Origin of the sequence: Sphingomonas sp. 67-41 (assembly GCF_001899725.1) — a bacterium.
In the GTDB taxonomy this organism is placed as follows: Bacteria; Pseudomonadota; Alphaproteobacteria; order Sphingomonadales; family Sphingomonadaceae; genus Sphingomonas; species Sphingomonas leidyi.
This window is the reverse complement of sequence record NZ_MKWJ01000012.1, coordinates 45,204-49,122: the sequence shown is the minus strand read 5'-3', so window position 1 is coordinate 49,122 and position 3,919 is coordinate 45,204. Positions and strand designations below refer to the sequence as shown.

At 70.8% G+C, this 3,919-nt stretch carries 1 protein-coding gene; it reads left to right on the top strand.

Annotation, left to right across the window (positions count from 1 at the left end):
* Positions 1 to 3,919 (top strand): beta strand repeat-containing protein (locus BGP17_RS06590; protein ID WP_286711476.1); only part of this gene is annotated, 3,919 nt, incomplete at both ends.

Sequence of the window (3,919 nt, the reverse complement as noted above, 5' to 3'; positions counted from 1 at the left end):
CCGGCACCGGCTTCCTGGCGGCCGCATCGACGGGGGCGGTCAAGTTCGGCGCCGGTGTCGCGACCTATTCGATCGTCAGCGACACCCAGATCACCGCCACCTCGCCCAGCGGCACCGCGGGCCCGGCCGACGTCACCGTCACCACGCCCGGCGGCACCAGCGCGATCAGCGCGGCGGACCGGTTCACCTATGTCGCGGTGCCCACGGTGACGGGGCTGTCGCCGATAGCGGGCCCGACGGCCGGCGGCACGTCGGTGACGATCACCGGCACCGGCTTCCTGGCGGCCGCATCGACGGGGGCGGTCAAATTCGGCGCGAATGTCGCGACCTATTCGATCGTCAACGATACGCAGATCAACGCTACGTCCCCCAGCGGCGTGGCGGGTCCGTTCGACGTCACCGTCACCACGCCCGGCGGCACCAGCGCGATCAGCGCGGCGGACCAGTTCACCTATGTCGCGGCGCCGACGATCGGCGCGCCTTCGCCGGCGAGCGGCCCGGCGGCGGGCGGCACCGCGGTGACGCTGACCGGCACCAACCTGACCGGCGCGACGCTGACGGTGGACGGCGCATCCGTGACGCCGACCGGCAGCACCGCGACGACGCTGACCTTCACGACGCCGGCGCATGCCGGAGGCGCGGTCAATGTGGTCGTCGCCACCGCGGGCGGCTCGGCCTCGACCAGCTTCACTTATGTCGCGGCACCGGTCGCCAGCAGCTTCACGGCATCCGCAGTCGCGTACAATGCCGCGGGCGTGACCTTCAGCGCCGCCGGCCATGCGACGAACAGCCCCACCAGCTTCGCGGTGGGCTCGGCCACGACGGCCAATGGCGGCACGGTCTCGATCGATTCGGCCGGGCTTGTCACCTATGGCGCGCCCACCGGGTTCCGCGGCAACGACAGCTTCACGTTCACGGCGACCAACCTGGGCGGCACGTCCTCCCCGGCGACGGTCACGGTGCCGGTGAGCAGCCCCACGCTCTCGTCGTCGCTCACCGGCAGCGGCACGCGCGGCATCGCGCTCTCGGGCGTGCAGATCAACACCAGCGGCGGCAGGGCAACCTATAGCTGCGCGCCGACGCCGGCCTCGGGTGCGCTGCCCGCGGGCACGCAGATCAACCCCGATTGCTCCGTCAGCGGCACGCCGGCGGCGAGCGGCAACTTCACCTTCGCCGCCACCGTGACGGACAGCTCGCTCGGTACCGGCCCGTTCACCCAGGTGACCGGCTCGCTCTCGCTCAGCATCGCCGTGCCGACGATCGGCCTGTCGCCGGCCGCCGGCCCGTTGCCGGGCGGCACCGTCGGCACCGGCTATTCGCAGAGCTTCACGGCGAGCGGCGGCACGTCGGGCTATAGCTATGCGCGCAGCAGCGGCACGCTGCCCCCGGGGCTGACCGTGGCGGGCAACACGCTTTCGGGCACGCCGACCACCGTGGGCACGTTCAATTTCGACATCACCGCGACCGACAGCTCGACCGTGGGCAGCGGCGGACCCTATACCAAGACCCTGGCCTATAGCATCGTGGTGGGCTCGGGCAGCCAGACGATCAGCTTCGGCGCCCTGTCCAACATCTCGCTGTCCTCGTCTCCGCCGCCGCTCTCGGCCACTGCCAGCTCGGGCCTGACGGTCAGCTTCGCCTCGACCACGCCGAGCGTCTGCACGGTCTCTGGCACCACGGTGACGCTGGTCGACAGGGGCCTTTGTTCGATCACCGCCAGCCAGGCAGGTGACGGCAACTGGAGCGCGGCGAGCAACGTCGTGCAGAGCTTCACGGTGACCCCGGCCACGCTGGTGATAACGCCGGCGGCCGCGACCGGCCTCCAGGTGGGCGTGTCCTATTCCCAGGCCAACACGGCCACGGGCGGCGTCACCCCCTATACCTATTCGCTCAACGCCGGCGCGTTCGTGCCGGGCACGAGCCTCAATTCGGCGACGGGCACCGTCTCGGGCACGCCGACGGTGGCGGGCAGCTTCAGCTATATCGTCCAGGTCTCCGACAGCCAGGGACCGGCGGTGACCGCGACAACTCCGGTCACCACGGTCACGATCGCCAAGGGCAACCAGACGATCAGCTTCACCTCGACCGCGCCGGCCGGCGCGACGGTGGGCAGTCCGGCCTATGCCGTGACCGCGAGCGCCAGCTCGCTGCTGGGCGTGAGCCTGAGCTCGACCACGACCGGCGTCTGCACCCTGACGGGCAACACGGTGACCTTCATCGCCACCGGCACGTGCATCATCAACGCCAACCAGGCCGGCGACACCAATTGGAACCCGGCGCCCCAGGTGCAGCAGAGCATCACGGTCGGCGCGGCGCAGACCGTCACGGCCTCGCTCAGCTTCTCGCCGACCTCGCTCGGCGTCGGGGCGAACGGCACGCTGACGATCACCTTCGCCAATCCCAATGCCTCGGCCACGCCGGACGTCGCGCCGCTGCTTGCCGGTTCCGCGCTGCTGAGCCGCGTGAGCGGCGCGCCGGGCGGCAGCTGCGGGGCCACCGGATCGGATGCGGGGGCGAACTATCAGTTCGGCAACTTCGCCATCCCGTCGAGCGGCTGCACGATCACGCTCACCTATGCCGGCGTGACGGCGGGCTCGTCCTCGGGCCTGGTGCTCGGCGCCTTCACGCCCAGCGGCTATCCGACCACGCCGGCAGCGCCGAGCAATGCCTTTGCAGTGGTGCCGACGGTCACGGGGCTCTCGCCCAATTCGGGCCCGGTCAGCCAGGTGGTGACCGTCTCGGGTACCGGCTTCAGCACGACGCCGGGCAACAACATAGTGACCTTCGGGACGGCGGGGACCGGCACGGTCACCGCGGCGAGCGCGACGTCGCTCACCGTCACTGCGCCGGCCGCCGGCACGGGCGCGCAGCCCGTCACGGTCGGCGTCAACGGCCAGACCAGCGCGAGCCCGTACAGCTACACCTTCATCGCGCGGCCGAGCTCGGCGGACGTCAGCGCGACGGTACCCTATAACACCGCTACCCCGATCGACCTGTCGAGCGCAGTCTCCGCGGGCGGCCCGCACACCAGCATCGCGATCGCCGTCAATGTGCAGCACGGCACGACCAGCATCGCCGGCGACATGGTGACCTATACCCCGACGGCGGGCTATATCGGGCCGGACAGCTTCACCTACACCGCAAGCGGTGCGGGCGGCACTTCGGACGTGAAGCAAGTCAGCATCACGGTGGTGGCCCCCGCGGCGCCGGTGGCGAATCCCAAGAGCGGCGTCGCGATCCCGTATAACGGCACCGGCACCCCGATCGACCTGTCGGGCTCGATCACCGGCGTGCATGGCAGCATCGCGGTGGTCACGGTGCCGCAGCATGGCGCCTATGTCGTGACGGGCGACACGGTGACCTACACGCCCAATGCCGGCTATTACGGCGCGGACAGCTTCACCTATACCGCGACCGGCCCGGGCGGGACCTCGGCCCCGGCCAGGGTGGACGTGACGGTGGCCACGCCTCCGGCGCCGACCGTAGCCAACAAGAGCGTGGCGGTGCCCTATGCGAGCACCGGTACGGCGATCGACCTGTCGACCTCGATCACCGGCGTCCATGCGAGCATCGCGGTCACCAGCGGTCCCGCGCACGGCACGGTGACGATCGCGGGCGACGTGGTGACCTATACTCCGGCCGCCACGCACTATGGGGCGGACAGCTTCACCTATACCGCGACCGGCCCGGGCGGCACTTCCGCCGCGGCGACGGTCACGCTGACGGTGGCGAACCCGCCGGCGCCGACCGTGGTGGACAAGCCCGGCGTGGGCGTGCCCTATGCGAGCACCGGCACGGCGATCGACCTGTCGGGCTCGATCACCGGCGTCCATGCGAGCATCGCGATCGGCACCAATCCGGCGCATGGCACGGTCACGATCGCGGGTGATGTGGTGACCTATACCCCGGCTGCGACCTA